This is a genomic window from Microbacterium sp. JZ70 (assembly GCF_053903225.1).
The window spans coordinates 597,520-621,449 of the sequence record NZ_CP096405.1; the positions used below are offsets into that span (position 1 = coordinate 597,520).

The 23,930-nt window shown below is 72.4% G+C and carries 19 protein-coding genes; 9 read left to right on the forward strand and 10 right to left on the reverse strand.

The window, feature by feature from the left end; all coding sequences use genetic code 11:
• Positions 1-62: 62 nt before the first annotated feature.
• The gene (locus tag M1D46_RS02700) at positions 63-881 is read right to left on the reverse strand and encodes an HAD-IIA family hydrolase (protein ID WP_282978413.1); all 819 of its coding nucleotides are present in this window, start codon (positions 879-881) and stop codon (positions 63-65) included.
• 117 nt (positions 882-998) lie between these two features.
• Between M1D46_RS02700 and M1D46_RS02705 the strand changes: the two genes are divergently transcribed.
• Positions 999-1,988 (forward strand): SDR family NAD(P)-dependent oxidoreductase, encoded by a 990-nt coding sequence (locus M1D46_RS02705; protein ID WP_456286523.1) that lies wholly within the window; start codon positions 999-1,001, stop codon positions 1,986-1,988.
• A 4-nt stretch (positions 1,989-1,992) separates the two neighbouring features.
• On the opposite strand, the gene M1D46_RS02710 is transcribed toward M1D46_RS02705, so the two are convergent.
• From M1D46_RS02710 to M1D46_RS02730, 5 genes are all read right to left on the reverse strand, one after another.
• A complete protein-coding gene (locus tag M1D46_RS02710; RefSeq protein ID WP_324013240.1) occupies positions 1,993-2,649 on the reverse strand; it encodes a response regulator transcription factor in 657 nt (218 codons plus the stop codon).
• Entirely contained in the window at positions 2,646-3,911 is a 1,266-nt protein-coding gene (locus M1D46_RS02715) for a sensor histidine kinase (protein ID WP_455969208.1), read from the reverse strand. Before M1D46_RS02715 ends, M1D46_RS02710 begins: the two co-directional genes overlap by 4 nt.
• Before the next feature lie 67 nt (positions 3,912-3,978).
• Positions 3,979-4,797 carry a hypothetical protein gene (locus tag M1D46_RS02720; RefSeq protein ID WP_456286524.1) on the reverse strand — a complete coding sequence of 273 codons (819 nt, stop codon included), beginning with the start codon at positions 4,795-4,797 and terminating at the stop codon, positions 3,979-3,981.
• Between the two features lie 11 nt (positions 4,798-4,808).
• Complete coding sequence (locus tag M1D46_RS02725; protein WP_456286525.1) at positions 4,809-5,729, reverse strand: ABC transporter ATP-binding protein; 921 nt, start codon at positions 5,727-5,729, stop codon at positions 4,809-4,811.
• Positions 5,730-5,810: 81 nt separating this feature from the next.
• Positions 5,811-6,443, reverse strand: coding sequence for a metal-dependent transcriptional regulator (locus M1D46_RS02730; RefSeq protein WP_271172588.1), 633 nt, complete (start codon positions 6,441-6,443; stop codon positions 5,811-5,813).
• Between the two features lie 129 nt (positions 6,444-6,572).
• On the opposite strand from M1D46_RS02730, the gene M1D46_RS02735 reads away from it, so the two are divergent.
• From M1D46_RS02735 to M1D46_RS02745, 3 genes are all read left to right on the forward strand, one after another.
• Entirely contained in the window at positions 6,573-7,766 is a 1,194-nt protein-coding gene (locus tag M1D46_RS02735) for a Gfo/Idh/MocA family protein (RefSeq protein ID WP_324013234.1), read from the forward strand.
• A gap of 279 nt (positions 7,767-8,045) precedes the next feature.
• Complete coding sequence (locus M1D46_RS02740; protein WP_456286526.1) at positions 8,046-8,684, forward strand: TrmH family RNA methyltransferase; 639 nt, start codon at positions 8,046-8,048, stop codon at positions 8,682-8,684.
• Between the two features lie 77 nt (positions 8,685-8,761).
• Positions 8,762-9,229 carry a VOC family protein gene (locus M1D46_RS02745; protein ID WP_271172591.1) on the forward strand — a complete coding sequence of 156 codons (468 nt, stop codon included), beginning with the start codon at positions 8,762-8,764 and terminating at the stop codon, positions 9,227-9,229.
• 1 nt (position 9,230) lies between these two features.
• On the opposite strand, the gene M1D46_RS02750 is transcribed toward M1D46_RS02745, so the two are convergent.
• Positions 9,231-10,556, reverse strand: a complete 1,326-nt coding sequence (locus M1D46_RS02750) for an MATE family efflux transporter (RefSeq protein ID WP_456286527.1) — start codon at positions 10,554-10,556, stop codon at positions 9,231-9,233.
• 69 nt (positions 10,557-10,625) lie between these two features.
• On the opposite strand from M1D46_RS02750, the gene M1D46_RS02755 reads away from it, so the two are divergent.
• From M1D46_RS02755 to M1D46_RS02775, 5 genes are all read left to right on the forward strand, one after another.
• Positions 10,626-12,593: a M13 family metallopeptidase gene (locus tag M1D46_RS02755; RefSeq protein ID WP_456286529.1), complete on the forward strand. Its 1,968-nt coding sequence runs from the start codon at positions 10,626-10,628 to the stop codon at positions 12,591-12,593.
• 125 nt (positions 12,594-12,718) lie between these two features.
• A complete protein-coding gene (locus M1D46_RS02760; protein WP_271172594.1) occupies positions 12,719-13,630 on the forward strand; it encodes a serine hydrolase in 912 nt (303 codons plus the stop codon).
• A gap of 66 nt (positions 13,631-13,696) precedes the next feature.
• Positions 13,697-15,568 carry an HSP90 family protein gene (locus M1D46_RS02765; RefSeq protein ID WP_456286530.1) on the forward strand — a complete coding sequence of 624 codons (1,872 nt, stop codon included), beginning with the start codon at positions 13,697-13,699 and terminating at the stop codon, positions 15,566-15,568.
• Entirely contained in the window at positions 15,565-18,372 is a 2,808-nt protein-coding gene (locus M1D46_RS02770) for a hypothetical protein (protein ID WP_456286531.1), read from the forward strand. The genes M1D46_RS02765 and M1D46_RS02770 overlap by 4 nt, the downstream gene beginning before the upstream one ends.
• A gap of 59 nt (positions 18,373-18,431) precedes the next feature.
• Positions 18,432-20,393: a BCCT family transporter gene (locus tag M1D46_RS02775; protein WP_456286532.1), complete on the forward strand. Its 1,962-nt coding sequence runs from the start codon at positions 18,432-18,434 to the stop codon at positions 20,391-20,393.
• 62 nt (positions 20,394-20,455) lie between these two features.
• Here the strand turns inward: M1D46_RS02775 and M1D46_RS02780 are convergent, their stop codons facing one another.
• The 3 genes from M1D46_RS02780 to purU form a co-directional block, all read right to left on the reverse strand.
• Complete coding sequence (locus M1D46_RS02780) at positions 20,456-22,156, reverse strand: long-chain-fatty-acid--CoA ligase (protein ID WP_456286533.1); 1,701 nt, start codon at positions 22,154-22,156, stop codon at positions 20,456-20,458.
• Positions 22,157-22,252: 96 nt separating this feature from the next.
• Positions 22,253-22,906 carry a ThuA domain-containing protein gene (locus tag M1D46_RS02785; RefSeq protein WP_456286534.1) on the reverse strand — a complete coding sequence of 218 codons (654 nt, stop codon included), beginning with the start codon at positions 22,904-22,906 and terminating at the stop codon, positions 22,253-22,255.
• 148 nt (positions 22,907-23,054) lie between these two features.
• Positions 23,055-23,930 (reverse strand): formyltetrahydrofolate deformylase, encoded by an 876-nt coding sequence (gene purU / locus M1D46_RS02790; RefSeq protein WP_456286535.1) that lies wholly within the window; start codon positions 23,928-23,930, stop codon positions 23,055-23,057.

A 23,930-nucleotide genomic window follows, 5' to 3' on the forward strand; every position in this document is an offset into this window, starting at 1 on the left:
GACGAGGGTGCCGGCCGCGATGACGAACGTCGCGGCGAAGAGCAGGTCGCGCTCGGACATCCTCAGACCCCCGCGTCGAGCTCGGCGCCGCCCTCGCCCTCGACCTCGGGGTCGAGCAGCTCCGCGACCGAGGTGACGATCTCGTCGGGCCGGAACGGGTACTGCTCGATCGAGGTCCGCGTGCTGATGCCCGTCATGACGAGCACGGTGTGGAGCCCCGCCTCGATACCCGCGACGATGTCGGTGTCCATCCGGTCGCCGATCATGCCCGTGTTCTCGCTGTGCGCGCCGATCCGGTTGAGGGCGGACCGGAACATCATCGGGTTGGGCTTGCCGACGATGTAGGGCTCCTTGCCGGTCGCCTTCGTGATGAGCGCGTTGATCGCGCCCGTCGCCGGCAGCACGCCCTCGGCGCTCGGCCCGGTCGCGTCGGGGTTCGTCGAGATGAACCGGGCGCCGTTGTTGATGAGGCGCACGGCCTTCGTGAGCGCCTCGAACGAGTAGTTGCGGGTCTCGCCGACGACGACGTAGTCGGGATTCGTCTCGGTCATGATGAACCCGGCCTCGTGCATGGCCGTGAGGATGCCGGCCTCGCCGATGACGAATGCCGAGCCGCCGGGGCTCTGCTGCTTGAGGAACGCCGCCGTCGCGAGGGCGCTCGTCCAGATGTGCTCCTCGGGGACGTCGATGCCCGAGCCGCGCAGACGGGCCGCGAGGTCGCGGGGCGTGAAGATCGAGTTGTTCGTGAGCACGAGGAACGGCGTGCCGGTGTCGCGCCACTGCGCGAGCAGCTCGGAAGCGCCGGGGATGGGCTGCTCCTCGTGCACGAGGACGCCGTCCATGTCGGTCAGCCAGCACTCGATCTCGTCGCGTCGCGCCATGGCATCAGCCTAGAGAGCGTGCGGCTCGGCCGCGACGCTCCGCGCGCCGGGACGCGGTTTCCGGCGCGCGCTCGCGGCATGCTCCCGAAGGCATGCCGTTCGGCGTATCTTCGTCTCGTGACCGAACACGCGCCCCGGAGCTGGGATCCGGCGCGCCTGCCGGATCAGACCGGCCGCACCTTCCTCATCACGGGCGCCAACGCGGGTCTCGGCTACTTCGCGAGCGAGCAGCTCGCGCGCGCAGGCGCCCACGTCATCCTCAGCGGGCGCAGCCCCAACAAGCTCGCCGCGGCGCACGACGCGCTCGAGGCTCGGGTGCCCGATGCCTCGGTCCAGACGCTCCTCCTCGACGTGAGCAACACCGGGTCGATCCGCGCGGCGGCCGCGAGCGTGCGCGGCGGCCTGTTCAAGCGGCAGCGCCTCGACGGCGTGCTGCTGAACGCGGGCATCGTCCACACCCCGCGTCAGCGGGAGACGACCCGCGACGGCCGCGAGCTCGTCCTCGCGACGAACGCCCTGGGGCACTTCGTGCTCGCCGCCGAGCTGCTGACGACCCTGTCGAAGTCGGCGACCCGCACCTGGACGCCGCGCATGGTGTGGCTCGGCAGCATGTCGACCCGCATGGGCGCATACGATCCCGTCGACATCCAGCTCGAGCGCGGGTACCACGCGTATCGCGCCTACGTGCAGTCGAAGGTCGTCGTCCAGGCCCTCGGAATCGAGGCCGACGTGCGCCTGCGCGACGCCGGCGTGCCCGTCGAGAGCGTCGTCGCGCATCCCGGGTACTCGATCGGCGGACGCACGCCGCGCGTGCAGGGCGTGAACGAGCCGAGTGCGTGGAAGCGCTTCAAGGACGGCCTCCAGGCCCCGATCGCGCAGTCCAAGGAGCGCGGGGCGGCCTCCCTCGTGCGCGCGCTCGTCGATCCCGCCATCACGGGCGGCGAGTACTGGGGGCCGCGCCTCATCACGCGGGGTGAGCCCACCCGGCAGCAGCCCTCGCGCACGTCGGCGGACCCCGAGGTGCGTCAGCGGATCTGGGAGACCTGCGAGCGGCTCTCGGGCATGGAGTGGCCCTTCGCGCGCGCGGCGCGCCTGGCCGGCCGCTGACGCGTCAGCTGCCCGCGATCCCCGCCTCGTAGGCGAGGATGACGAGCTGCACGCGATCACGCGCCCCGAGCTTCTGCAGGAGCCGCCCGATGTGCGTCTTCACCGTCGACGACGCGAGGTAGAACCGCGCGGCGATCTCGTCGTTCGTGAGGCCCTCGGCGATGGCCGCGAAGATCTCGCGCTCTCGCGGCGTCAGGGCGTCGAGCTCGGCGGATGGCCGCGGTGCGGCGTGCGCGGTGAACTGCTCGATCATCCGGCGGGTGACGCTCGGCGCGAGCGCGGCGTCGCCCGCGTGCACGGCGCGGATCGCGCCGAGGAGGTCGGCCGGCAGCGCGTCCTTGAGGAGGAAGCCGCTCGCTCCTGCGCGCAGGGCGGCGAACGCGTACTCGTCGAGGTCGAAGGTCGTGAGCACGAGCACACGGGGGAGGGGCCCCGCGGCCGCGATCCGCTCGGTGGCTGCGATCCCGTCGAGCTGCGGCATGCGCACGTCCATGAGGATGACGTCGACCCTGCCGTCGCGGGCGACGGCCACGGCGTGCTCACCGTCCTCGGCCTCGGCGACCACCTCGATGTCGGGCTGGGCGTCGAGCACCATCCGCAGCCCCATCCGCACGAGCTGCTGGTCGTCGGCGATCGCGACGCGGATCCGCTCCCCGGTCATCCCTGCTCCTCCTTCAGCTGCGCGCGCAGCAGCCATCCGCCATCCGCCGTCGGCCCCGCGTCCACGTGACCCGCGTACAGAGCGGCGCGCTCCCGCACCCCGATGATGCCCGTCCCGCGCCCGGGAGGCGCTGTGCTCTGCCGCGCGGGCGCGTCGTTGCGCACCTCGACGGTCACGATCCCGTCCTCGCGGCGGATGGTCACGGCCGCGTACCGCGCGCCCGGCGCGTGCCGGAGGGCGTTCGTGAGGCCCTCCTGGACGATCCGGAAGACCGCGAGCTGCAGCGCGCGGTCGGCGATCGGGGTGCCGATCCGCGTGAGGCGGACGGGGAGGCCCGTCTCGCGGAAGCGCTCGGCGAGGACCTCGAGATCCGCGTCGCCCGGCTGCGGCGCGAGTTGCGCCGCCTGGTCGGGCGCGCGCAGGACGCCGAGCAGACGCCGCATCTCGGCGAGCGACGACCGGCCGGTCTCGGCCACGAGGCGCATGGCCTCGGCGGCGCGCGGCCCGCCCGTCTCGGCCTGGGCCGCCGCCCCCTCCGACAGGGTCACCATCACCGTGAGGCTGTGCGAGACGATGTCGTGCATCTCGCGCGCGATGCGCGCCCGCTCGTCTGCGACCGCGAGCTGCGCGCGCTGGTCGCGCTCGCGCGCGAGGTCGGCGGCCCGCGCGATGATCGCGTCGATGTACCGGCGGCGGTTGCCGACCGAGAGCCCGAGCAGGGTCGGGACGAGGTAGACGATCGCGTTCGGGACGGCCGTGGCCGCGGGGCTGATGTCGGGGTCCTCCGGGAGCACGGCACCCGAGAGGGTGAGCCACGTCGCCACGCCGGAGACGATCACCGTCACCGCCGCCACGATCCCGTAGCCGATCCAGGTGCGCCGCGGAGTGCTGTGGACGCCCAGCGCGTAGAGCGCGACGAAGACGGCGAGATGGCCGCCCATGCTGAAGGGGAGCGGCAGGACGGCCAGGCTGCCGCACACGATCGCGGCGATCAGGGGGCGCTCGCGCCGCACCACGAGCGCGACCGAGCCGACGGCGATCGATGCGGCGGCGCCCGCTGCCGACCATCCGTCGAGGGGGAAGTCCTCCGGGACCGCGGCCGCGAGCACGAGCGTGAGCAGGGCCGGCGCGATCTGGCACGTGAAGACGATGAGGACGTCGACGATCCGCGGGTGGCGATCGACCCATCGCCGGATGACGCCGGGAGGGCGGGGGAGGGCGAGGTCCAGCCCGCCCGTCCTCGTGCCCTCTGCGCTGCTCACGTCTCCGACCCTATGCGGATGGCCCCGTCCCGCGCGGGACGGGGCCATCGGCCCGATGAGCGGATGGTCACGCGTCGCGGCGGCGGACCACGGCCATCCCGGCGACGAGTGCCGCGATCGGCCATGCGAAGGCGATCGCGATGTCGCGGACGGTCTCGCCGTCGACGTCTGCGTTCGGCGTCATGAGGGCGTCGCCGGCGGGTGCCATGAGCGCGTCGTGGATCGTCGGCGCCCATTCGAACGGCAGCGTCAGCAGCACGGTCGGGAGCACGAGGAGGAACACGAGCACGAGCGTGACCGACAAGGTCTCGGAGCGCAGGAGCGCCGCGACGCCGAGGGACAGCACGCCGACGAGCGCCGTGAACAGCGCCGCGCCGACGATCGGCAGCAGGATGGCCGTGAGTGCGTCGTCGAGGGCGGGCTCGACGCCCCAGACGGCGCCGACGGCGACGACGCCCGCGAACGACAGGAGCAGTGAGGCGAGCGACCACGCGAACGTGCTCACGGCGACGACCACGGCCTTCGCGCCGACCGTCGCGACGCGGCGCGGTGCCGCCGCCAGCTGGGTGCGGAGCGAACCCGTCGCGTGCTCCTTCGCGAAGACGCCCACGCCCACGAGCACGGCGATGATCTGCGCGACGGTCGCGGCACCGAGGGTCATCATGAGCGCGGGCGGCGCGCCCGCCGGGTCGCCGTTCACGGCGAGGAGCAGGGCGGTCATGCCGACCGAGACGGCGAGCACGAGCACGGTCCCGACGACGAGCGAGGCGATCGTGCCGCGCAGACTCGTCAGGCCGATCCACTCGGCGCGGACGAGGCGGGAGAAGGTCAGGCGCGGGGCGCCGAGAGAGGCGGTGCGGCGCGGAGCCGCGGCGATGGCGGTCATGGGAACTCCGTTCAGGCCGCGAGAGCGGCGGGGTCGCTGCGGTACTCGACGGCGTCGCCCGTGAGAGCCAGGTAGGCCTCCTCGAGCGAGCCGCGCAGGGGGACGAGCTCGTGCACGTCGATGTCGGCGTTCACGGCGACGCGCGTGATCTGCGCCGCGGGCAGGCCCTCGACGTCGAGCGTGTCGGCGGCCGCCTGGGTGATGGCGACGTCCGGGTCGGCGAGGAGGAGACCCAGCCGGCGCGCGTCGGAGGAGCGGACGCGCGTGCGCTCGCGCTCGGACCCGCGCAGGAAGTCGCCCACGGGTGCATCCGCGAGGATGCGGCCCTTGCCCAGGACGATGATGTGGTCGGCGGTCTGCGCCATCTCGCTCATGAGGTGCGAGGAGAGGAAGATCGCGCGCCCCTCGGCCGCGAGGGAGCGGACGAACCCGCGCACCCAGTGCACGCCCTCGGGGTCGAGGCCGTTGACGGGCTCGTCGAGGATGAGCGTGTGCGGGTCGCCGAGCATGGTCGCGGCGATCCCGAGGCGCTGGTGCATGCCGAGCGAGAAGCCGCCGATGCGGCGCTTCGCGACTCCGGCGATGCCCGTGAGCTCCATGACCTCGGCGACCCGGGCCATCCCGATGCCGTGCGTCGCGGCGAGCATGCGCAGGTGCGCCTCCGCCGTGCGCCCCGGGTGGACGGCCTTCGCGTCGAGGAGCGCTCCGACCTCGGTCATGGGAGCGGCGTGCTGCGCGAACGGGCGCCCGTTCACCGTGACCGAGCCGGCGTCTGGCCGGTCGAGGCCGACGATCATGCGCATGGTGGTCGACTTGCCCGCGCCATTGGGCCCGAGGAAGCCGGTGACCTGCCCCGGCCGCACCTCGAACGAGATGCCGTCGACGGCGGTCTTGGCGCCGAAGCGCTTCGTGAGGTTCTCTGCCGTGATCATGCCTCCGACGCTACGGAGGACAGGTGCCCTGCCGCGTCGGCGCGGAGGCGGATGTTCGCGGGGCGGTGCGGTACTGCGGTACTACGCCGTCAGCCAGATCACGTCGGCCGCACCTTCGGGCAGCACGACGTCGTCGCCGTCGAGCAGCACGCCGCGCTCGGTGACCGCCACCTCGCGGCCGACGTCGATGCCGGCGCCCTCGATCTCGCGCAGGAGCTCGGGGTCGCGGTCGCGCACGCGCAGCACCCGGCCGACGTGCCCGACCGGGGCATCCGCGAGCAGGACGAAGGCCTCGCGCTCGATCTGGCCCTCGGCATCCGGGATCTTGTCGCCGTGCGGGTCGAGCGACGGGCGCCCGAGGCGCTCGTCGATCCGCTCGAGCAGCCGGTCGCTCAGCGCGTGCTCGAGGACCTCGGCCTCGTCGTGCACCTCGTCCCAGCCGTAGCCCATCTCGCGCACGAGCCACGTCTCGATGAGACGGTGCCGGCGGATGATGCCGATCGCGCGACGCTCGCCCTCCTCCGTGAGCCGCACGGCGCCGTAGGGCACATGCGAGACAAGGCCGGCCGCCGCGAGCTTCTTCACCATCTCGGTCACGCTCGACGGGGCGACGCCGAGCTTGCCGGCGAGCACCGACGGCGTGATCGGGTCGTCCTGCCACTCGGTGTGCGAGTACACCGTCTTGAGGTAGTCGTCCGCCGCGGGTGAAGCCACGCGATCAGCCTACGGCGACGCGCGGAGGTGCTGAAAGAGCTAATGTCTTGACAAAAGGGATGCGCGTTCGTAGCGTGGTGCGGTCCCGTTCCCGCGACGTCGTCGTCGCCCGTGCCCCGGAGGTCGTCGATGACCGCATCCCCCGTCCGCGAGATCGGCGTCGGCCTCGTCAGCGTCGGCTGGATGGGCCGGCTGCACAGCCGCGCCTACCGGTCGGTCCCGTTCGTCTACCCCGAGCTCGGTCTGCGGCCGCGCCTCGTCCAGGCCGCGGACACCGCGGAGGCGGGTCGCTCGCACGCGACGGATGTGCTGGGCTACGAGAGCGCCGTGGCGGACTATCGCGAGGTGCTCGCGAACCCCGACGTCGACGTCGTCTCGATCTGCGCGCCGAACTTCCTGCATGCCGAGGTGGGCGTCGCGGCCGCGCGGGCGGGCAAGCACATCTGGATCGAGAAGCCCGCGGGCCGCGGCGCGCACGAGACCGCGGCCATCCGCGACGCCGTCGTCGACGCGGGCGTGCAGTCGGCCGTCGGCTTCAACTACCGCCAGCCGCCGGCCATCCAGCGGGCGCGCCAGCTGATCGGGGAGGGCGCCCTCGGCCGGATCACGAACGTGCGCGGTCGCTTCTTCGGCGGCTTCAGCGCCGACCCGCAGTCGCCGCGCGCGTGGCGCTTCGTGCGCGAGACGAGCGGATCCGGCGTGCTCGGCGACCTCATGGGCCATCTCGTCGACCTCGTGCACTTCCTGCTCGGCCCGATCGGCTCGGTGACCGCGTCGACCGGCACGTTCATCACGGAGCGCCCGGGCCTCGCCGGGACGCCCGACGAGGGGCGGATGCTCCCGGTCGAGAACGACGACTACGCGAACATGCTCCTGCGCTTCGACGACTCCGCGCTCGCCGCGGGCGCGCTCGGCACGCTCGACGCCTCGTGGCTCGCGGTCGGCCCCAAGGCGGAGTACGCGATCGAGGTCTTCGGCACCGAGGGCTCGCTGCGCTGGGACTTCGAGCGCCTCAACGAGCTCGAGCTCGCCATCCGCCGCCCCGGCGAGAGCCTCGGGTACACCCGGCTGCTCGCCGACGAGACCTTCCCCGAGTTCGCGCGCTTCCAGCCGGGGTCCGGGACGTCGATGGGCTACGACGATCTCAAGACGATCGAGGCGAAGAAGTTCCTGCTCGCGGTGGCGGGTCAGCCATCCGATACTTCGACCATCCACGACGGGCTCGCGTCGGCGCAGGTGCTGACCGCGGCCGAGGAGTCGGCCGCCTCGGGGCAGTGGGTCGAGACCCCCGTCGTCCCTGGACACACGGGTCACGTGCGCTGAGGGGGCTCGGGCAGCGGCTCGCGTTGCGTGGGCGCTGCCGGCGTGCGTGTGCGGATTCGGATGGCTGGGGCTGGTGTCGCCGGGTGGGGTCGACACGCGCACACGAGCCCCACGGGTCCGACAGGAGGACCGGGCGCCGGGCCGGCGTGCGTGTGCGGATTCGGATGGCTGGGGCTGGTGTCGCCGGGTGGGGTCGACACGCGCACACGAGCCCCACGAGTCCGACAGGAGGACCGGGCACCGGGGCCGTGTTGCGCTGACACCCGGTAGCCTCGTCCGGTGACGGACGCGCAGCCCGAGCCCCACCGCGAGGCGTCGACGCACGGCGTCGGGCCCTGGCCCGGCGCGTGGCCCGAGGGCGATCACTACGACCCCGAGCTCCTCGCGAACGGCGATTCGCGCAATGTCGTCGACCGGTACCGCTACTGGCGCATGGAGGCGATCGTCGCCGACCTGGACACGCGCCGCCATCCGTTCCATGTCGCGATCGAGAACTGGCAGCACGACATGAACATCGGGTCGATCGTGCGCAGCGCCAACGCGTTCCTCGCCGAGTCGGTGCACATCATCGGCCGCAAGCGCTGGAACCGGCGCGGCGCGATGGTGACCGACCGCTACCAGCACGTCGTCCACCATCCGGATGTCGCGTCGTTCGCGGCCTGGGCCGCGAAGGAGGGGCTCCCGATCATCGCGGTCGACAACGTGGGCGACGCCGTGCCCGTCGACAGGGCCGAGCTGCCAGAGCGGTGCGTGCTCCTCTTCGGCCAGGAGGGGCCGGGCCTGACGGACGAGGCGCTCGCCGCGGCCTCGGGCCACGTCGAGATCACGCAGTACGGCTCGACGCGCTCGATCAACGCCTCCGCGGCGGGTGCGATCGTCATGTACGAGTGGGCCCGGCGGCACGCGCGCGACGCGTGACGCCACCCCTCGACGCGACCCGCGCGCGGGCGTAGCGTGAGCGGCGTCAGCGACCGTCGACGCCGAAGGAGTCCGAAATGGCCGAGCTCGCCCGCATCCAGCCGTGCCTGTGGTTCGACGACAATGCGCGGGAGGCGATGGAGTACTACGTCTCCGTCTTCCCGAACTCGCGCATCCGCAGCATCGAGGAGTACCCCGACGAGAAGCTCGACGCCCACTTCACGGGCATGAGCGGGAAGGTCCTCAACGGGCAGTTCACGCTCAACGGCGTCGACTTCGTGTGCCTCGACGGCGGACCGCTCTTCACCTTCAACGAGGCCGTCTCGTTCGTCGTCTCGTGCGACGGGCAGGAGGAGATCGACCGCTACTGGGAGGCGCTGTCGCACGTGCCCGAGGCCGAGCAGTGCGGATGGTGCAAGGACCGGTTCGGGGTCAGCTGGCAGATCATCCCGCGCAACATGGGCGAGCTCGTGAGCAGCCCCGCGGCCATCCAGGTGATGATGCAGCAGAAGAAGGTCGTGATCGCCGAGCTCGAGAGCGCCTGAGCTACGCGGCCTGCTCCATCCACGCCCGGCCGCGGATGCGCGCGCCGAGCGTGACGCCGCGCGCGAGCATGTAGACCCCGTAGTAGGTCGCGGAGAGCCACGCGAGCGCTCCCGGTCCGGATGGCGAGAGCCACGCGAGCGCGATGAGCGCGGGCAGGTAGGGGAGGAGGTTCAGGCCTCCCGCGATCGCGAGGTAGCGTGCGTCGTTCGCGCCCATGAGCACGCCGTCGAGCACGAACACGAAGGCGCCGATCGGCTGCGAGACCGCGAGCACGAGGAGCGCGGGCTGGATGTCGGCGGCCACCTCCGCGTCGCCCGTGAAGACGACGCCGATGACGCCCGACAGCGCGGCGATGACGACGCCGGCCGCCACGCCGCCCCACACGCCCCAGAGCACGGTGCGGCCGAGCACGGCGCGCACCTGCCGCGGGTCCCTCTCGCCGAGCGCCTTGCCGACGAGGGCCTGCGCGGCGATCGCGAGCGCGTCGAGCGCGAACGCCGTCGTGGAGAAGATCGTGAAGACGACCTGCCATCCGGCGAGCTCGCGCGTGCCGAGGTCGGTCGCCACCCAGACCGTGCCGAGCGTCGCGACGCGCAGGCTCACGGTGCGCAGGAACATCCATCCGCCCGAGCGGGCGGAGCCGCCGAGCCCCTCGCGGTGCGGACGGATCATCGCGCGGTGGCGTCGCGCGAGCCGCCCGATGACGACGACGTAGGCGCCGACCATGCCCCACTGCACGAGGACGGTTCCGGCCGCCGACCCGGCGACGCCCCATCCGAGCCCGTAGATGAGCAGCCAGTTCACCCCGGCGTTGAGCGTGAAGCCCGCGCCCGCGATCCACAGCGGCACGATCGTGTTCTGCAGCCCGCGCAGGAGGCCCGTCGCGGCGAACACGATGAGCATCGCGGGAAGACCCCACATCGAGATCCCGAGGTACGCCTCGGCGTGCCCGGCGACCGCGGCGTCCGGCGAGAACGCCGCGACGAGCGCGGGGACGGCGAAGGTCCCGGCGACCGCGAGGACGGCGCCGATGCCGAGCGCGAGCCACATGCCGTCGATGCCGACCGAGACGGCCGCGCGGACGTCTCCCGCGCCGAAGCGGCGCGCGACCGCGGGGGTCGTGGAGTACGCGAGGAACACCATGAGGCCCACGATCGTGGTGAGGACCGCCGACGCGATGCCGAGGCCCGCGAGCTCGTCGATGCCGAGGTGCCCGACCATGGCGGCATCCACCGCGAGGAAGAGCGGCTCGGCGATGAGCGAGCCGAGAGCGGGGACCGCGAGCCGCAGGATGTCGCGGTCGAGGGAGCGGCGGGCGGTCACCATCCGAGCCTAGGACGGAGGCGGGACGCGAGCGCGGCGCCCGCGTCCGGGGCTGTGCATACGATGGAGCGCATGACGGCTGCATCCCTCCCCTCCGGTATCGCCCTTGACGAGCTCAGTGAGGAGATCCGGCCGCAGGACGACCTGTACCGCCACGTCAACGGCGCCTGGATCGATCGCACGGAGATCCCGGGCGACAAGGCGCGCTGGGGCGCCTTCCACCAGCTCGCCGAGCAGGCCGAGAAGGACGTGCGAGCGATCGTCGAGGAGGCGCAGGCCGCCGAGCCCGGCACCGAGACGCGCAAGGTGGGCGACCTCTACTCGAGCTTTATGGACACCGAGCGCATCGCCGCGCTCGGGGCCGCTCCGCTCGTCCCGCTCCTCGAGCGCGTCGACGCGGTCGACGACGTGGCATCGCTCCTGCGCACCGCGGGCGAGTTCGACCGTGAGGGTCTGGGTGGCCCGATCGGCGTGTTCGTCGAGCCCGACCCGGGCGACCCCACGCGCTACGTCCCGTTCCTCGTCCAGTCGGGCATCTCGCTCCCCGACGAGAGCTACTTCCGCCTCGAGAACTTCGAGGGCACGCGCGCGGCGTTCCGCCGTCACGTGGAGCGCCTGCTCGAGCTCGCGGGCGTCGACGACGCCGCGGGCCAGGCCGAGCGCCTCTACGCGCTGCAGAAGGACATCGCGTCGCATCACTGGGACAACGTCCGCAGCCGCGACGCCGTCGCGACCTACAACCTGAAGTCGTGGGACGAGATCCAGCAGCTCGCGGGCGTCGACCTCGCGCCGTGGCGCGACGCGGTCGCGCCGGGCAGGCCCGAGGTGTTCGCCGAGGCGGTCGTCTACCAGCCCTCGGCGCTCGAGGGCCTCGGCTCGCTCCTCGTCGCCGAGCGCCTCGACGACTGGAAGGCGTGGCTGCGGTTCCAGGTCGTGCACGCCCTCGCGCCGTACCTGTCCGACGACTTCGTCGATGAGAACTTCGCCTTCTACGGCACCGAGCTCACCGGCGTGCCGACCATCCGCGAGCGCTGGAAGCGCGGTGTGTCGCTCGCGGAGGGAGCGCTGGGCGACGCGATCGGCCGCGTCTACGTCGAGCGGCACTTCCCGCCGAGCGCGAAGACCGCGATGGACGAGCTCGTCGCGAACCTCACCGAGGCGTACCGCCAGAGCATCTCGACGCTCGAGTGGATGAGCCCTGCGACGCGCGAGAAGGCGCTCGAGAAGCTCGACACCTTCACCCCGAAGATCGGCTATCCCGCGAAGTGGCGCGACTACGACGCCGTCGAGATCACCGCGACCGATCTCATCGGCAACGTCCGCCGCACGAACATCGCCGAGCACGACCGGCAGCTCGGCAAGGTCGGCAAGCCGATCGACCGCGACGAGTGGTTCATGACGCCGATGACCGTGAACGCGTACTACAACCCGCTCATGAACGAGATCGTCTTCCCCGCGGCGATCCTGCAGCCGCCGTTCTTCGACGCCGATCGCGACCCCGCGGCGAACTACGGCGGCATCGGCGGCGTCATCGGGCACGAGATCGGCCACGGGTTCGACGACCAGGGGAGCCGCTACGACGGGACCGGGGCGCTCAACGACTGGTGGACCGAGGAGGACCGCGCTGCCTTCGAGGAGCGCACCCGGTCGCTCATCGAGCAGTACAACGCCCTCGTCCCGCAGGGCCTCGACGCGTCGCACACCGTCAACGGAGCGCTCACGATCGGCGAGAACATCGGCGACCTCGGCGGTCTCGGCATCGCCCTCAAGGCCTACGAGCTCTCGCTCGGCGGCGAGGAGGCGCCGGTCGTCGACGGCCTGACCGGTGTGCAGCGCCTTCTGCTGTCGTGGGCGCAGGTGTGGCAGCAGAAGTCGCGTGAGGCCGAGACCATCCGCCTCCTCACGATCGACCCGCACTCGCCCAACGAGTTCCGGTGCAACCAGATCGTGCGCAATGTGGACGCGTTCTACGCCGCCTTCGACGTCCAGCCGAGCGACGCGCTGTGGCTCCCCGAGGACCAGCGCGTGACGATCTGGTGAGAGTTCGCTGAGGGCGGCTCCCGCGCGGGCATAATCGAGACACACCTGCATCCATCGCGGAGCGGGCGTCGCCGAGAGCACCCCGACGTCGCCGCTCGCGGGTGCGAGCGGATGGGAAGGGACCCGTGGCCATCGAGCCTCAGAAGGAAGCCGTCTCGCTGCGCGGCGAGCGTCGGGAGGCGCGCCGCCTGCGTCGCCGTGCCATCCTGCAGCCGACCTTCACCGCGACGCTCCGCTCGATCGAGGCCCTCGTCGCGGCGGACGCCCGCGCCGGCGTGCACGTCGTCGACCTCGACCGCGAGACGGTGCTGCTGAGCGGAGACGACCACGTGACCCTGCCGGTCGGCGGCGTGGGCACGGTGCCGCTGCTCATCGAGGCCGCCGCGCAGTTCGACGCCGGAGAGCTGGATCCCGACGAGATCGTCGCGCGGGATCCGCTCGACCCCGTGCGGATGTCGGGGGTGTGGCGGCACTTGCGCACGCGCGAGCTCCCCGCCGGCGACCTCGCGATCCTCGCCGCCACGACCGACGACGCGCTCGCCGCGAACGCCCTGCTGGACCGGGTCGGGCACGAGAGGGTGACCCGGCGCTTCGTCTCACTCGGGATGCCGCGGTCGGCCCTGCTCGACCACTTCCGCGAACGGCGAGGGCCGGATGATGCCCCGCACGTCGCGCTCGGAACGGCGCGCGAGTTCGCGCGGCTCTTCGCCGACATCGTGTCGGGTCGCGTCGTGAACGCCGCGGTGAGCGCGCAGGTCGCGGAATGGCTGACGCAGGGTCACGATCTCAGCCTCGTGGGCAGCGCGACCGGGCTCGACCCGTTCGCCCACGACGACGACCCCCACGGACTCCTCTTCCTCAATCGCACGGGCAGGGCGCCCGACGTGCGCGCCGAGGCCGGCGTGCTCGCGGGAGCGCGCGGCGCCGTGGCCTACGCGCTCTTCGTCGAGTTCGACGACGCCGGGATCCTGCACCGCGACCGTGCGCACGAGGCGTTCCGGGCACTCGGCCGCGAGCTCATGGAGTACGTCGTCTGAGGCACGCCGCGACGCCTGACGGCCCCGCGCGCACCGGGAGTTCACCGACATCCGTAGGCTGGACGGGTGCGGTTCGAATCGGGTGCCCCTGACGTCCGGCCTTTCCAGGTCGATCTCCGCGGGGTCGTCGACCTCCTGAGCCGCCACATCTACTCCAGCCCCCAGGTCTTCCTGCGCGAGCTGCTCCAGAACGGCCGGGACGCCATCCGGGCGCGCCGCGACCTCGACGGAGGGGCTCCCGCCGGCGTGCTCGAGATCGAGCCGGCCGCCTCCGGACGCCCCTTCCGCTTCCGCGACAACGGCGTGGGCCTCACGGCCGAGGAGGCCGCCGAGCTGCTGTCGACCGTGGGGCGCTCGTCGAAGCGCGACGACCTCCTGCAGGCCCGACGCGCGGACTACCTCGGCCAGTTCGGCATCGGCCTGCTGAGCTGCTTCATGGTGGCCGACCGGATCGTGGTGCGCAGCCGATCGGCGAAGGGAGCGCCCGCGATCGAGTGGATCGGCGACGCGTCGGGGCAGTTCGGCATCCGAGAGCTCGACCCGGAGGAGACCGCGCGGATGGCCGTGGGCACCGAGATCGTGCTGGAGCCGCGCCCCGACGACGCGGCTCTGCTCGCGCCCGACCGCGTCCGGGCCCTCGCGACGCGCTTCGGGCAGTACCTGCCGGTCTCGGTCGCCATCCGCAACGACGACGCCACGCTCGACACCGTCACCCGCACGCCCGTCTTCCTCGGGGCCGCGGCGGATGAGCCGTCCGACGCGCTCCTCGCGCTGGGCACGGAGCTGCTCGGCCGGCGGCCGCTCGACGTCATCCCGCTCTCCGTCCCGGGGACGGGGACGGAGGGCGTCGCGTTCGTGCTCCCGTTCGCGCCGCCTCCCGGTGCGCGCCAGGCGAGCACGGTGCACCTGGGCCGGATGCTCGTGAGCGAGCACCTGGACGGCCTGCTGCCCGACTGGGCCTTCTTCGCCCGATGCGTGCTCGACACGACGGGGCTCTCGCCGACCGCGAGCCGCGAGGCCTTCGTGGAGGACCCCGCGCTCGAGCACACGCGCGAGCAGCTGGGTGCCGCCATCCGCGCGTGGATCCTGCGGCAGGCGACCACCCGGCCGTGGAAGTTCCAGGAGTTCCTCGCCGTGCACCAGCTCGCGCTCAAGGCGATGGCGGCTCACGACGACGAGCTCGCGCGCACGGTGCTGCCGTGGCTGACCGTCGAGACGTCGGCGGGCGACATGACGATCGCCGACCTGACCCGGCGGCACGACGGGGCGCGCTACGCCGAGACGGTCGACGAATTCCGCCAGGTCGCGGCGATCGTGCCGTCCGACGCTCCCGTCGTGAACGGCGGATACGCGTACGACGCCGCGCTGCTGCGGCGGCTGCCCGAGCTGCTGGACTTCCCCGTCTCGCGGGTCACCGTGAGCGAGCTCCTCGACGAGCTCACGCCGCCGCCGCTCGCCGAGCGGGCGAGGGCCGTCGCGCTCGAGGAGCGGGCCACGGCCGCGCTGGCCGAGGTGGGCTGCTCGGTCTCGGCTCGCGGGTTCGCTCCCGCCGAGCTGCCCGCGCTCTGCGTCGTGGATCCCGAGGTCGTGCGCCGCATCGAGCGCGACAGCGCGCGCGAGGTCGCATCCGGCGGGATCTGGGGCGACGTGCTCGGCGACGTGAGCGCCCTCATCGAGGAGCGCCGTCGCGAGGACGGCAGGGAGGCCGCGACCGTGCGCCTCTGCCTGAACTGGACGAGCCCGCTCGTCGCGCGCCTCGCGGCGCTCGGCGACGACCTCGTCTTCGACCGCACGGTCAAGCTGCTGTACGTGCAGGCGCTGCTCGCGTCGCATCGGCCGCTCACCGCGGCCGATCGCCGGATGCTGACGTCGGCGATGAACGACATGGTGACCCTGAGCGTCGGGATCGCCGGAGACCTCGAAGGGGAACAGGCATGAGCGCACCCGGAAGCCGCAAGGCGCGGAAGATCGAGCGGCTTCTCGAGGAGGCGGCGGAGCTTCCGGTCGGACCGGAGGAGCGCGCGCTGCTCGACGAGGCCGTGCGGCTCGCCGACGAGGCGGGCGAGGAGGAGCTCGCCTATCGCGCGCGCATGCACCTCACCCCGTCGGCGCACATGGCGGGCGACACCGACACGATGCTCGCGTCGTTCGGATGGTGCGTCGGCAAGCACGATGCGGACCCCGTGCGCTTTCCGATCGACCCCGGCGTGCACGTCGACCTGCTGTTCCAGTACAAGTGGATGGCCGGGCGGCTCGCGAGCAACAGCCGGTTCCCGCGGGAGCGCGTCACCGCGCTGCACGCCGACATGGAGCGGCGCTATCGCGAGGCCGGCGTCGGCCAGACCGGCGTCCTGCAGTCCCGGCACGACGTCGCGCTGCTGCTCGGCGACCCGGATGCGGCCGCGCGCTTCCTCATCGAGCGCGACGGACTCGAGCGAGACGACTACTCGCACTGCGAGGCGTGCGTGCGCTCGAGCGACGCGACCTTCGCCCAGCTGCGGGGAGACGATGCCGAGGCCATCCGGCTGTGGGAGGAGATCCTCGAGCAGGGCCTCTCGTGCGGGGAGGAGCCCGAGTTCGCCGAGTCGGAGGCGCTGCTCCCGCTTCTGAGGGCGGGGCGCGTCGAGGAGGCGCTCGCCGCCCACGCCCGCAGCTACCGCGCGGCCCGGACCAACCCGGACGGCTTCCCCATCATCGCCAACCACCTCGTCTTCTGCGCGGTGACCGGCAACCTCGCGCGCGGGCTCCAGCTGCTCGAGCGGCACATCGACGGGCTCGCGCACGACCCCTTCCACGAGGCGAACCACTTCTCGGGACTCGCCGCCGTCGGCGTCCTCCTCGACGCGGTCGTCGAGGCCGGCGAGGGAGCGACCCGGGTGCGCGGCTCCGACCATCCGACGCTCGAGCCGCTCCTGGGCGCCGCGGACGGGCCGCGGACCGCGGGCGAGCTGCGGGATGCCGCGTGGTCGGCCGCCGAGACGATCGCGGCGCGCTTCGACGCGCGCAACGGGAACGACTGGTTCGCCCGCACGCTGGACGGCAAGCGGGCCCTGAGCGCGCAGCGCTGGGAGGCGCCGTTCGGCGGCGAGAGCTACGCGCCGCCCGTCGTCGACGACGCCGAGCCCGCTGACGCGGCCGGATGGCTGACGCGCGCCCGTCGGCGCCTCTTCGCGGCCGACCTCGACGGCGTGCGGGCGGCCGTCGCCGCAGGCCTCGCGCTCGGAGAGGGCGACCACGATGCCGAGCTGCATCGCGTGCTCCTCTACGCGCAGCTCGAGAGCGGCGACGATGAGGCCGCCCTGGCCACTCTGGCCCTGCGGACCGCGGCCCTGCGCGCCCACGGCCTCGCCGAGCACGCGGACCTCGAGAAGCGTCTCGGCCTGCTCCTGCTCGGCCGGTGCACCCCCGACGACATCCCGACGCTCGAGGCGGAGATCGAGCGCGCACGCGCCGCGCACCTGCCGTCGACCGTCGTCGCCGACCTGCTCATCACGATCGGCGCCGCCCGCCTGCGCGCCGAGCAGCCCGAGGCCGCGCTCGCCGCTCTCGACGAGGCGGAGGTGCTTCTCCCCGCCGACGACCCGCTCCTGCTGCGCCACGCGCTCGAGAGCGAGCGGCTACAGGCGCTCATCCAGCTCGGACGAGCGGACGAGGCCGACGCGCTCGCCGCGTCGCGCATCGACGACCGCGCGAACGCCGGGTGGCCGCTGTTCTCCGAGCTGCGCCTGCGCGCCCAGGTGCTCGGCGGTCAGGGGCGCTTCGACGAGGCGCTGGGCTTCGCGGAGCGGCTTCTCGCGGAGTCGGTCGCGATCGACGTCGCGGGCCTCATCGCGTCGTCGGCACAGCTCACCGCCATGATCCTCAGCGACCTCGGGAGGCCCGAGGAGGCCGCGGCGCGCATCGAGTTCGCCCTGCGCCACGCCGAGCGGGCTGAGCTGCCCACGGTCGGCCTGCGGTTCAACCTCGCGCGCATCCAGCTCGAGGCGGGGCAGGCGGCCGCCGGCCTGGAGAACCTCGAGACGGTCTACCTCGAGGAGAAGGCGACGGGCGCGGCTCCCGAGGCGGTGGCCGAGACCGGTCTCCATCTCGGGCACGCCGCCCTCGCGAACGACGAGCCGGGGATGGCGTACCGCGCATGGAGCGAGGCGACCGACCTCGCGGAAGGGGCGGAGGCCTTCGGGCTGGCCGCCGAGGCGGGCTCCGCGCTCGGCGAGCTGCTGCTCCGCTTCGGCGACCCCGACGCGCGCGACGTGTTCGAGCGCGCGCTCGAGCACGGGCGGCGCGTCGAGGGCTTCCGGGGGATGCCCGCGCTCCTGCACGGGATGGGCCGCGCGCGGCTGATGGGCGGCGACGAGGCGGGATTCGCGGACCTCGACGCGGCGACCGCGCAGGCGGAGGCCGAGGACGCGGTCTGGTACGCCGCGAACGTGCAGGACACGAAGGGGCGCTTCCTCGTCGACGCCGGCCGCCTCGACGAGGGCGTGCGCGTCCTCCTCGCCTCGGCCGACGTGCTCGCGCGCGAGGGCGACGTCATGACGGCAGCGGGCGGCGAGGTGTACGCCGCGCGCGGTCTGGCGGCGGCCGACCGCGCGGACGAGGCCGTCGCGGTGATGGCGAGCGCCCGCGATCGGGTGTCCGTCGGCACGGCAGCGCACACGGGGATCAGCCTCGAGCTCGCCGACCTGCTCGACGGGCTGGGCCGCGGCGCCGAGGCGGCGCAGGTGCGCGCGAGCGTCGCGTAGGGGCCGCTGCGCACGGGTGCCCAGGTACCGCTCAAGGCCTGCGTGGCAGGATGGAGCGAATGAGCGGAACTGAGAAGAGCCGCCGTGAGCAGAGCGCGCCCCTGAAGCCATCGGGGCCCGCCGACGCGGCGAAGAGAATCGTCCGTGACATCGCCGACCCGGCACCGCAGGGAGTCCACCCGGCGCTCATCCCCGGCATCGGGGTCGAGCAGACCGGCCGTGATTTCCGGACGGACCGGGTCGTCTTCGGTGCGGCGATCGTCGTCACGATCGCGTTCATCGTCTGGGGCGTTGCGGCAGGAGACAACCTTGCGGGCACCGCCTCGAGCGTGCTGTCGTGGGTCATCGAGTACGTCGGGGTGTTCTTCACCGTCATCGCGACGGTGGTCCTGGCCTTCATGCTGTACATCGGCTTCAGCCGGTTCGGCCGCATCCGGCTGGGGCGCGATGACGAGGAGCCCGAGTTCTCGGTGTTCTCCTGGATCTCGATGCTCTTCGCCGCCGGGATGGGCATCGGCCTCGTCTTCTGGGGCGCAGCCGAGCCGCTGACCTTCTTCGAGTCGCCTCCTCCGAACACGGCGGAGGCGGGCACCGTCGAGGCGATGCACACCGCCCTGACCCAGGTGCTCTACCACTGGGGCCCGCAGGCCTGGTCGTTCTACGCGCTCGTCGGCGGCGCGATCGCGTACGGCGCGTACCGCCGCGGGCGCACGCCCCTCATCTCGTCGATCTTCGCGCCGCTCCTCGGCGAGCGGCGGACGACGGGTCCGGTCGGACGCACGATCGACGTCTTCGCGATCATCGTCACGCTGTTCGGGACGGCCGCCTCGCTGGGCCTCGGCGCGCTGCAGATCGGCCACGGCGTCGAGCTCATCTCGGGGATCGGCGAGGTCGGCAACGGCCTCCTCATCGGCGTGATCGCGGTGCTCACGGCGGCCTTCATCGCGTCGGCGGTGTCGGGCGTCTCGCGCGGCATCCGCGCGCTCTCGAACATCAACGCCGTCGTCGCGCTGCTCCTGGCGTTCTTCGTCTTCTTCGTCGGCCCGACGATGCTCATCATCAACATCATCCCGTCGGTCGCCGCGCAGTTCCTCACCGACTTCACGACGATGGCCGCGCGCTCGGGCTCGCAGGGGCCCGAGGTGCAGGCGTTCCTCTCGGGCTGGACGATCTTCTACTGGGCCTGGTGGATCTCGTGGTCGCCCTTCGTGGGCATGTTCATCGCGAAGATCTCGCGCGGCCGCACGCTGCGCCAGTTCGTGTCGGTGGTCGTCGTGGTGCCGTCGGTCATCTCGTTCATCTGGTTCGCGATCTTCGGGACCACCGCGATCGACCAGCAGATGAACGGCGCCGGGCTCGAGGTCTCGCCGCCCGAGAGCGTGCTCTTCGGCGTGCTCGGCAACCTTCCTCTCGCGGGCGTCACGACGGTCATCCTCGCGGTACTCGTCGCGATCTTCTTCGTGACCGGCGCCGATTCCGCCTCCCTCGTGATGGGGACGCTGTCGCAGCGCGGCAACCCCGAGCCGACGCGCTGGGTGACGATCGTCTGGGGCGCCCTCGTCGGCGTCATCGCGGCCATCCTCCTCGTGTCGGGCGAGGAGGGGAGCGGCCTGACCGCCCTGCAGAACGTGACGATCATCGCCGCGCTGCCGTTCGCGGTCATCATGGCGCTCATGATGGTGGCGTTCATGAAGGACCTGCACCGCGACCCGCTCATCCTCCGCGACGAGTACGCCGAGCGCGCCGTCCGCCACAGCGTGCGGACGGGTCTCGAGGAGTACGGCGACGACTTCGCGCTCGTCCCCGCTCCGTACGACCACTCGAGTGACGACCTCGCGTGGGTCGAGCCGGTCGTGGACGAGGAGTTCACGGAGCTCTACGCCAAGACCGAGGCGATGCCGATCGTGTCCGACGAGACCGAGCCCGATCTCGGCGGCTCGGCCGCGCCGGGCGGCGACCGCCTTCCCGACGACGAGCGCGACGAGGAGCGCGACGACGAGGGGCGCAGGGCGGGGGTCTGACGACCTCGGAATGCGACAGGGGCTCGGCTTCGGCCGAGCCCCTGTCGCGTTCCGGAGGTGCGCTACGGGCGCGCTCCGACCATCCGCTCGCGCACCTCGCGTCGCAGGACCTTGCCGACGAGCGAGCGCGGCAGCTCGTCGACGACGTCGATGCGCCGCGGCACCTTGTAGGCGGCGAGGTGCGTGCGGCAGAAGTCGCGCAGCGCCTCGGGCTCCGCCGCCGCGCCCTCGCGCAGCACGACCGACGCGCCCACGGACTCCCCGCCCTGCCCGCGCGGGAGCGACACGACCGCCGCGTCGACGACGTCGGGATGCGACAGGAGCGTCTCCTCGACCTCGCTCGGCGAGACGTTGAACCCGCCCGTGATGATGAGCTCCTTGAGCCGGTCGACGATCGTCACGAACCCGTCGGGCGAGACCGTCGCGATGTCGCCCGTGCGCAGCCATCCGCCCTCGAGCAGCGCCGCGCGCGTCTCGGCGGGGCGCTGCCAGTAGCCCGAGAACACCTGCGGCCCGCGCACGAGCAGCTCGCCCGCCTCGCCCGGAGGCAGATCCTTCGTCGGATCGTCGGGGTCGACGACGCGGATGTCGGTGCTCGGGAACGGGACGCCGACCGTCCCGGGGCGGCGCGTGGGTCCCATCGGGTTGCCGAGCGCGACGGGGGAGGACTCGGTCATGCCGTAGCCCTCGACGAGCACGCCGCCGCTGATCTCCTCCCAGCGGCGGACGGTCGCCGTCGGCAGGCTCATCGCGCCCGAGATGGCGAAGCGGATCGAGCGGAGGTCGATCGCGCCCTGCGCGGCCGCGCGCGCGAGACGGTCGTAGATCGGCGGAACCGCCGGCAGGAACGTCGGCGGGCTCGTGCGCGCGGCCTTCGTGACGAGGTCGACGTCGAACGTCGGGAAGAGCACGAGGCGCGCGCCGATGCTCATCGCGAAGGTGAGGCAGAGCGTCATGCCGTACGCGTGGAACAGGGGGAGGACCCCGTAGAACGTCTCCGCACCCGGCCGGAGCCCTGGCACCCAGGCCTCGCCCTGCATCGCGTTCGCGCGGAGGTTCCGGTGCGTGAGCATGGCGCCCTTCGGCGAGCCGGTCGTGCCGCTCGTGTACTGCAGGAGCGCGATGTCGTCGAGCGCGGGGCGGGGCGTCCGCCGCGACAGGCGGCGCGCGCCGACGATCGACTCCCAGGTCGTCACCCGGCGGGCGGATGGCCGCCGCGTGAGCTTCGCGCGGGCGGCGCGTGCCGACGGGAGGGGGAGGCGGAGGCCCAGCCGCATCGCGAACGGGAGCGCCCGTGTCAGGTCGACGCTCACGATGCCCTCGACGCGTACGTCGTCGGGGAACCCCGCCACGGTGTCGTGCACCCTGTCCCACACGATCGCGAAGCGCGCGCCGTGGTCCTCGAACTGATGACGCAGCTCGCGCGCCGTGTACAGCGGGTTGTGCTCGACGACGATGGCTCCCAGACGCAGAAGCGCGTAGAACGCGACCACGTGCTGCGGGCAGTTCGGCAGGACGATCGCGACGCGGTCTCCGCGTCGCACGCCGAGACGACGCAGGCCCTCGGCCGCGCGCTCGATCTGCTCGCCGAGCTCGCGGTAGCTCGTCTCGGCGCCGAAGAACTCGAGCGCGGTGCGGCGTCCGAAGGCGGCGACGCTCGCGTCCATCATGTCGACGAGAGTCTGGGTGACCTCGCCGATCTCGTGCGGCACCTCGGGCGGATACGCGGACAGCCAGGGCCGGGAGTCGTACGGAGACGTCATGACCCCACGCTAGCCGCGGCCCCTCTGCGCCACCGGGTCTTGACAGGCGGCCGGGTCTTGACAGGCGGCAGGGTCTTGACGGGCGGCCGAGTCGCGTCAGTCGCGGGATGTCACCCAGCGCGCGAGCTGCGCGAAGAGCGCGCGGTGGCCATCCGAGGCCCACGACCGCTCGTCGTGGCCGAGCGCGTCGACGGCGACCCGCGACGCGCCGTGCGCGCGCACCCATGCGGTCGGCTGGCTCTCGCCCTCCGTCTCGTGCCGCGCCACGACCATCCGCTTGCCGAAGGCCTGCAGACGCGTGTAGCGCTCGTCCTCGACGTCGAAGTCGTCGATCCGCGTGCCGTCGGGCAGCGCGTCGCCCGCGATGCGCACGCGGTCGAGGGGCGGATGCCACGAGATGCCCGGCACCCACATCCCGCCGATCGCGCCCGGCCAGTCGGGGTAGTCGCGCAGCGAGGAGAGCGCCGCGTGCACGGCGATGACGCCGATCCCGCGCTCGAGCGCGGCATGCAGGCCGTCGACGGAGGCCCCGGGGAGCGGCTCGGTCGTCTCGGATCGCCACGGGTCGCCCGCGTTCACGACGAGCAGGCCGACGCCCTCGAGCCGGGTCATCGCGCCGTCGACGTCCTCGTCGATCTCGACGTCGAAGCCCGCGTCGCGCAGGACATCCGCGATGAGCGGGCTGGTCTTCGTGTACGGATGCCAGGGGTCGGCGTAGCGGCCCGTTCCGGTGGCGATGAGCGCGCGCATGGGTCTCCTTCGTGTCCAGCCCGATGCTATCGGCCCGCCCAGGTCAGAGCAGAGAGCTCACCGTGTCTCACTCGCCGCGGGAATGGCGGCGGGATTCCCGCGGCGAGTGAGACATGCAGAGGGGGCAGAAGACCCGGGGGTCAGAGGGTCAGAACACGATGGTGTGGTTGCCGTGGCGGATGACCCGGTCCTGGGCGTGCCAGAGCACGGCGCGCGAGAGGACCGCGCGCTCGACGTCGGCTCCGCGGCGGCGGAGGTCGTCGGCCGAATCGGCGTGCGTCACCCGCACGACGTCCTGCTCGATGATCGGACCCTCGTCGAGGTCCTCGGTCACGTAGTGGCTCGTCGCGCCGATGAGCTTGACGCCGCGCTCCTTCGCCTTGCGGTACGGATTCGCCCCGATGAAGGCCGGCAGGAACGAGTGGTGGATGTTGATCACGGGCACGCCGACCTGCTCAAGGAAGTCGCTCGAGAGGATCTGCATGTACCGAGCGAGCACGACGAAGTCGACGTTGCCCTTCAGCAGCCGGATGATCTCGGCCTCGGACTGCGACTTGTCCGGCCCCGCCTGCGACGGCACGTGGAAGAACGGCACACCGAACGAGCGGACGTCCTCGGCGGTCGTCGTGTGGTTCGCGATGACCATCGGGATGCTCACCGGCAGCTCGCCGCGACGATGGCGCCAGAGCAGGTCGAGCAGGCAGTGGTCGTCCTTGGAGGCGAGGATGGCCATCCGCTTCGGGATCGACAGATCGTTGAGCGTCCAGTTCATGCCGAGCGGCGCGAGCGTCGCGGTGAGATCGGCCTCGATCTCGTCCTTCGCGACCGGGAAGTTGGGGCGGTGGAACACGACGCGCTGGAAGAACTTCCCGCCCTCGGGGTCGGTCGAGTGCTGATCGAGCGACACGATGTTGCCCTGGTTGCGCGCGATGAGCGCGGCGATCGCGGCCACGACTCCCGACTGGTCGGGGCCGTCGACGATGAGGCAGGCGTGGTCGATCAGTTCTTCCCTCTGGGGCGTCAT